General features: G+C 67.9%; 4 protein-coding genes, 1 tRNA gene and 1 pseudogene. 5 read left to right on the forward strand and 1 reads right to left on the reverse strand.

Features of this window, described 5'->3' with window-relative positions; genetic code table 11:
- Positions 1-356 precede the first annotated feature (356 nt).
- The 4 genes from G3I40_RS04530 (at position 357) to G3I40_RS04545 (ending at position 5,600) form a co-directional block, all read left to right on the forward strand.
- A tRNA-Lys gene (locus G3I40_RS04530) sits at positions 357-430 on the forward strand.
- Between the two features lie 242 nt (positions 431-672).
- Positions 673-1,365, forward strand: coding sequence for a FadR/GntR family transcriptional regulator (locus G3I40_RS04535; RefSeq protein WP_164300852.1), 693 nt, complete (start codon positions 673-675; stop codon positions 1,363-1,365).
- A gap of 360 nt (positions 1,366-1,725) precedes the next feature.
- Positions 1,726-3,666, forward strand: coding sequence for a cellulose synthase catalytic subunit (locus G3I40_RS04540; RefSeq protein ID WP_164300853.1), 1,941 nt, complete (start codon positions 1,726-1,728; stop codon positions 3,664-3,666).
- On the forward strand, positions 3,663-5,600 hold the full coding sequence (locus G3I40_RS04545) for a kelch motif-containing protein (RefSeq protein WP_164300854.1): 1,938 nt from the start codon (positions 3,663-3,665) through the stop codon (positions 5,598-5,600). Before G3I40_RS04540 ends, G3I40_RS04545 begins: the two co-directional genes overlap by 4 nt.
- 75 nt (positions 5,601-5,675) lie before the next feature.
- Here G3I40_RS04545 and G3I40_RS04550 read toward each other — a convergent pair whose 3' ends face one another.
- Positions 5,676-6,677, reverse strand: coding sequence for a glycoside hydrolase family 6 protein (locus G3I40_RS04550; RefSeq protein ID WP_164300855.1), 1,002 nt, complete (start codon positions 6,675-6,677; stop codon positions 5,676-5,678).
- Positions 6,678-6,839: 162 nt separating this feature from the next.
- On the opposite strand from G3I40_RS04550, the pseudogene G3I40_RS04555 reads away from it, so the two are divergent.
- Positions 6,840-7,105 (forward strand): annotated as a pseudogene (locus tag G3I40_RS04555) (response regulator receiver protein); the annotation flags it as partial.

Consider the following 7,105-nt stretch of genomic DNA (forward strand, 5'->3'; position numbering starts at 1 on the left):
ACCGTGCCCGCGGCGGCGGCGGCGACCAGCGCGTGCCGGGCGCCGACCTTGGTGCGCACCGGGTGGGGGACGGTGCGGCGCCACTGGACGCAGCCCGCGCAGCCGCAGTCCGCCGCCGGGGCGCTCTCCTCGAAGCTGGGAGCCTCCATGCCCTCCATGCGATTCCCCTCACACTCCGGTGCCGGCTTTTTGACTAATGAGCCTCGTGTTCGCACGCAGGAAGCGTCTCAACTGTCTACCCAAATCGCATGTTGACGGTCCGAATGATGGAAATCTACATAAATCGACCCCTTCCTCGGCGCGTCGAGTGGTCAGGAGCACCCCGAGGACTCCGGTAAAGTTCTCCAGGTCAGCAGGCGCCGCTAGCTCAGTTGGTTAGAGCAGCTGACTCTTAATCAGCGGGTCCGGGGTTCGAGTCCCTGGCGGCGCACGTTGTCGGTGGCGGGATGTGTTCGCGGAATACGCGAACCGTCCCGCCACCGTTGTTTTTGCGCGGCTCCACCGCGCGGTGTGGGGGCTTCGCCACCCACGCCCCCGACCGGCGCGGGAGCCCCTCGTGGACGCGGGGACCGGGCTGGGGTGCCCGGCGGCGTACAGACGAGCAAGGCCCTCGGCCAGAACGAGGACCCTTGGCGTGGCTTCAGGCGGGTACCGGGCGGATACGGTGAGCGTATGCCCCGCGACCTCCAGGAACAGATCAAGAAGCTGATCGTCGACCGGCGGCTTCCGCCGGGGGCCTCGTTGCCCACGGAGCCCGAGCTGATGGAACTGCTCGGCGTCAGCCGCAACTCCGTCCGGGAAGCGCTCAAGGCGCTCCAGGCGATGGGCATCGTCGAGATCCGGCACGGGTTCGGGACGTACGTCGGGGCGATGTCGATGGCCCCGATGATCGAAGGGCTCGCCTTTCGCACCGTCGCCGGGCACTACCGGGGGGAGGACAGCCTGCTGCAGCTGTTGGAGCTGCGTGAGGCCGTGGAGACCGGGCTGGTGGCGCGCCGCGCGGGCCGGGTGCCCGAGGCGGACCTGGCCGAACTCGACGCCCTGGTCAGTCAGATGGAGAAGGAGGCCGCGTCCCCGGACGGGGCGGTCTCGGCGGCCACCGACCGTGCCTTTCACGCCACGCTCTACCGGGGCCTGGGCAACCCCCTGCTCGTCGAGGTGATGGAAGCCTTCTGGGAGGCGTTCCACCGGGTGCGGACCGACCTCGTGGACGTACCGCAGGACCCGGACGTGACGTGCCGTCAGCACCGGGACATCCTGGAGGCGGTGCGCTCCGGGGACGTGCTCCAGGCAGAGCGGGCGATACGCGATCACTTCGGGAACATTCGGCGCCGACTGGCAGCAACCCCCCAGCAAGGCCGGTAAATACCGTGTTTCACTGCGTATCGCCCTTGCGATCATGATGCGGGGCGCAGCACCCTGTCCTGGAGCCATTGGCTCCAATGAGGCTTGCGGTGCACGCCAGTTGCGGCCGGCACGGACGCCGCACCGAGGCCGCACGGCGGGGAGTCACGGCACGTTCCGGTTGCCGAAGGCACGGGGAATGGGGGCCCCGTTCATGAAGCGATGTCGAGGGGGGCATCATGCAACCGGAAGGTCGTCGTTCCAGTCTTAGAGAAGGTGGAACGGTGGCCTGCCACTGATACGTCAGGGACAGGTCGAGGGGGACCGGCCCCTGACGAGGACCGACGACCACGCGGTGACTCGCGTGCGGGGGGATGACTCATGACGTCGACGCCGACGGGCGCCCGGCAAAACTTCGACCCGTCCGAGACGACCCAGCTGCGGGTGCCACCGCACCGCACCGGCGGCTTCCGGCGCATCAAGAAATCGCTGCCGCGGTACGACTACGAGCACTACAGCCGGCTCGCGGGACCCCTCACGCAGCCCGACCCGAGCAAGCCGTACACGGTGCAGTACCGCTCCCTGCTCTCGCAGGAGACCCACCGGGTGCGGGCCGCGCTGATGCTGGGGGCCGCCCCACTGCTCTCGCTCGTCCTGCTGTTCTGGCTGCTGCAGCCCGAGCACTGGACCGAACGCGACTACGTGGAGTACGACTTCCTGCCCACGCTCGACATCGTCATGCTGGTCTCGATCGGACTCATCGAGTTCTTCCGCTGCATGAACGTGCTGTCGAACGCGCATGCCACGCTGGTCGCCCGCGACCCGATCCCGGTGGTGCCCGAGACCGGCACGAGAGTCGCGTTCCTGACCTCGTTCGTGCCCGGCAAGGAGCCGATCGAGATGGTGACGAAGACCCTGGAGGCGGCGGTCAAGCTGCGCCACCGGGGGCTCCTGCACGTCTGGCTGCTCGACGAGGGCGACGACGCCGAGGTGAAGGCCGTCTGCGAGCGGCTCGGCGTGCACCACTTCTCCCGCAAGGGCGTCGCGAAGTGGAACCAGGCGAAGGGCCCGCACCGCGCCAAGACCAAGCACGGCAACTACAACGCCTGGCTGGACGCGCACGGCAACGACTACGACTACTTCGCCTCGGTCGACACCGACCACGTGCCGCTGCCCAACTACCTGGAGCGGATGCTCGGCTTCTTCCGCGACGAGAACGTGGGCTTCGTGATCGGCCCGCAGGTCTACGGCAACTACGACAACTTCGTCACCAAGGCCGCCGAGTCGCAGCAGTTCCTCTTCCACGCCCTGATCCAGCGCGCCGGCAACCGCTACGGCTCGCCCATGTTCGTCGGCACCTCGAACGCCGTGCGGATCAAGGCACTTCAGCAGATCGGCGGCCTGTACGACTCCATCACGGAGGACATGGCGACCGGTTTCGAGATCCACCGCGCGAAGAACCCGGCCACCGGCAAGAAGTGGCGCTCCGTGTACACCCCGGACGTGCTGGCCGTCGGTGAGGGCCCGAGCGCCTGGACGGACTTCTTCACGCAGCAGATGCGCTGGTCGCGCGGGACGTACGAGACGATCCTCAAGCAGTACTGGAAGGGCTTCTTCACGCTCCCGCCGAGCAAGCTCTTCAACTACACGATGATGATCATCTTCTACCCGATGGCCGCCATGAACTGGATCCTGGCGGCGCTGAGTTGTGCGCTGTTCCTCGGTCTGGGCGCCTCCGGCGTGAACATCGACCCGACGATCTGGCTGATGCTGTACGGCAACGCGTCGGCGCTGCAGATCGGCCTCTACATCTGGAACCGCCGGCACAACGTCTCGCCGCACGAGCCCGAGGGCTCCGGCGGTGTCGCGGGCATGGTGATGTCCGCGCTCTCGGCGCCGCTGTACGCGAAGGCGCTGATCGACTCCCTGCTGCGCCGCAAGAGCAAGTTCGTGGTGACCCCGAAGGGCGATTCGGCCAGCCCCGACCGCTGGTTCGGCACGTTCCGGTACCACTGGTACTTCATCCTGATCTTCGCCGGGTCGATCGCCGCCGGTTTCGTGTACGGCCACTCGCACCCCGCGATGATCACCTGGGCCTGCTTCGCCCTGCTGATCACGGCACTGCCGATGTTCGCCTGGCGCTACATGCTGCGCCAGGACAAGAAGAAGCCGAAGCCGCCCGCCGCCGAGGCGCCCCCGCAGCAGGGGCCGCCGCAGCCGGTCGCGCAACCGCACGTGCCGCAGCAGAAGCCCACCTGGGCCGCGGGCGACGGGGGCAACGACCAGACCATGCAGATTTCCCTTGGGGGACGTAACAAATGAAAGACGGTGCGAGCCGCCGCCGTGCCCGACGCATAGCCATCGGCACGGTGGTGGTACTGGCGCTGGCCGGGATGAACGGACCCTGGCTGTATCGCTTCGGGTCGGCCAAGTACCACGACTACAAGATCAACAGACCCGAGTACAAGGCCGACAACGGGCACTGGGACGTCATCGACTTCCCCCAGGACATGCGGCTCAACACGATCCACGCGGCGCTGCTCCACACCGGCAAGATCCTGCTGGTCGCCGGGTCGGGCAACAACCAGAAGAACTTCGACGCGAAGAAGTTCGACACCCGGATCTACGACCCGGTGAAGAAGACCATCAAGAAGATCCCGACGCCGGTCGACCTGTTCTGCACGGGCCACACCCAGCTGGCGAACGGGAACCTGCTGATCGCGGGCGGCACCAAGCGCTACGAGAAGCTCAAGGGCGACGTCACCAAGGCCGGCGGCCTGATGATCGTGCACAACGAGGACCCGGACGCGCCCCGCACCATCAAGGCCGGCACGAAGTTCACCGGCAAGGAGAACGGCAAGACGTTCGTCGCCAAGGACAACATCGTCGTACCGCGCGCCAAGAAGGTCTTCGACCCGGCGACCGGCGCCTTCCAGCGCAACGACCCGGGCCTCGGCCGCGTCTACGTCGAGGCACAGAGGTCCGGCACCAAGTACGAGACCGGCACCCAGGACAACTACCGGGTGCAGGGCCTGACCGGCGCGGACGCGCGCAACACGTACGGCATCGCGCAGAAGCTCGCCCTGGACAAGAAGGACTTCCAGGGGATCAGGGACTCCTACGAGTTCGACCCGGTCGCCGAGAAGTACATCAAGGTCGACCCGATGAACGAGGCGCGCTGGTACCCCACGCTGACCACGCTCTCCGACGGCAAGGTGCTCTCCGTCTCCGGCCTCGACGAGATCGGGCAGCTGGTGCCCGGCAAGAACGAGGTGTACGACCCGAAGACGAAGAAGTGGACGTACCTGGCCAAGCAGCGCCAGTTCCCGACGTACCCGGCGCTGTTCCAGATGGAGAACGGCAAGATCTTCTACTCGGGTGCCAACGCGGGCTACGGCCCGGACAACGTCGGCCGCAAGCCCGGCATCTGGGACCTGAAGACCAACAAGTTCCAGAAGATACCCGGGCTCTCGGACCCGAACATGATGGAGACGGCCAACACGGTCGAGCTGCCGCCCGCGCAGAACCAGAAGTACATGGTGATCGGCGGCGGCGGCGTGGGCGAGTCCAAGCTGTCCAGCAACAAGACGCGGATCGTCGACCTGAAGGACGCCGATCCGAAGTTCGTGGACGGGCCCACGCTGGAGAAGGGCACGCGCTACCCGCAGGCCTCGGTCCTGCCCGACGACTCCGTCCTCGTCTCGGGCGGCAGCGAGGACTACCGCGGACGCGGCGACTCGAACATCCACCAGGCGCGGATCTACGACACGAAGAAGAACACCTTCAAGAAGGTCGCCGACCCCGAGGTGGGCCGCAACTACCACTCCGGTTCGCTGCTCCTGCCCGACGGCCGGGTGCTGTTCTTCGGCTCCGACTCGCTCTACGCGGACAAGGCGGACACCAAGCCCGGCGTGTTCGAGCAGCGCCTGGAGATGTACACCCCGCCGTACCTGTACCGGGACTCGCGCCCGACGCTGGAGGGCGGCGAGAAGACGGTCGCGCGGGGCGCGTCGGCGACGTACAAGACGGCGCACGCCTCGTCCATCAAGACGGCGCGGCTGATCCGCCCGAGCGCGTCCACGCACGTCACGGACGTCGACCAGACGTCGATCGCCCTCGACCTGAAGAAGACATCCGACTCCGTCACGGTGACCGTGCCGAAGGACCGGGCGCTCGTCGAGTCGGGCTGGTACATGCTGTTCGTGACGGACGACCAGGGCACTCCGAGCAAGGCCCAGTGGGTCCACGTGCCGTAGCGGCCGGGCCGCGGTAAGACGCCTCAGGGGCGCGGGAGTTGCCTCCCGCGCCCCTGAACTGTTCGTCGCCCCGGCCTAGTTGTCGGACCCGGCGAGCTTCTCCGCGTACTCGTTCCACCACTCCCCGGCCTTCGGGCCGCCCTTGCAGGTGCCGTCGGACTCACCGGGGCGCTTGACCCACAGGTACGCCTTCACCTGGCCGTCGCCCGTCTTGGTGGTCGGGGCCTCGCCCAGCGCCCGGCCCGGCGGGTTGCACCAGTTCTCGTCCTTGTTGCCGCCGGTGTACGGCCCGTTCCCGTTCCGGCTGGTGTCAATGACGAAGGGCTTGTTGCCGACCTTCGCCGACAGCTCCTTGCCGTACTTCACCGAGTCCTCGGTGGTGTAGAAGTTCGACACGTTCACCGAGAAGCCGTCGGCCTGGGCGATGCCGGACCGCTGCAGCGGCTGGAAGATCTGGTCCGGCTTGCCCCAGCCCGCGTTGCCCGCGTCCAGGTAGACCGTCGTGTTCTTCAGGGACTTGAGCTTGCCGACGGCGCCGTTGAGCAGGTCGTAGCGCTCCTCGTGGAACTGCCCGGGCGTGCAGTTGTCCACCATGTGCTGGACCGCGTCCGGCTCCAGGATGACCGTCGCGGGACGGTCCCCGATGCCGGCCGCGACCTGGTCGATCCACTCCCGGTACGCGTTGCCGTCGGCGGCGCCGCCGCCCGAGTACTGGCCGCAGTCGCGGTGCGGGATGTTGTAGAGGACGAGCAGCGCGTCACGGTCCGCCTTCTCGGCGGCCTCCGTGTAGCCGCGCGCCTGGCTCTGCGCGTTCTCCGGCAGGATCCACTCGCCGCTGGGCTGTTCGGCGATCTTGCGGACCGCGTCGGCCTGGTCCCCCTTGCCGTCCTTCTCCAGGTCCTTGACCGCCTGCGCGGCCTTGCTGTCGGGGTTGACCCAGAACGGGTCGGCGCTCTTGGGCTGCTGCTTCACGGGCGCGCTCGAGGAGTTGTCCTTGCCGCCGCCTCCCGAGGAACAGGCGGCCAGGAGCAGCGCCGCCCCCACAACGGCCGCCGGCGCGCTCAGTTTCCGGTACATCCACTCCCCCTTGGGTGCACTGCCTGGTCCTCAATCGTGACATACGTGCCGCGCGGGTCACGCGGCCGGACGGTGCTTGTCAAAGACCTGTTACAGCACGCCGTGGCAGGGTAGGCACGCGAACAGGACACGTCTTGCCCGAGAGGCGAATGGGGCGAGGGCATGGCTGACGGGACCCTGGAACTACGGCTGGCCGCCGCCGTGGTGGAGTGCGCGGACACACTGGCCGACGACTTCGCACCCGACCGGCACCTGCGCCGTCTGACCGACGCCTGCGTGGAACTGGCCGGCGCCCAGGGCGCCGCGGTCCTTCTCGCCCTGCCGGACGGCCCCGCGCCCGTCGCGCCGAGCGCCGAACGGCACGAGGACGTACGCGCGTTGCTGGCGGCCTCCTGGGCCGCGAGCCCGGCGCACGACAGCCTGCACAC

It is taken from the genome of Streptomyces sp. SID14478 (assembly GCF_010548525.1).
Classification (GTDB): Bacteria; Actinomycetota; Actinomycetes; order Streptomycetales; family Streptomycetaceae; genus Streptomyces.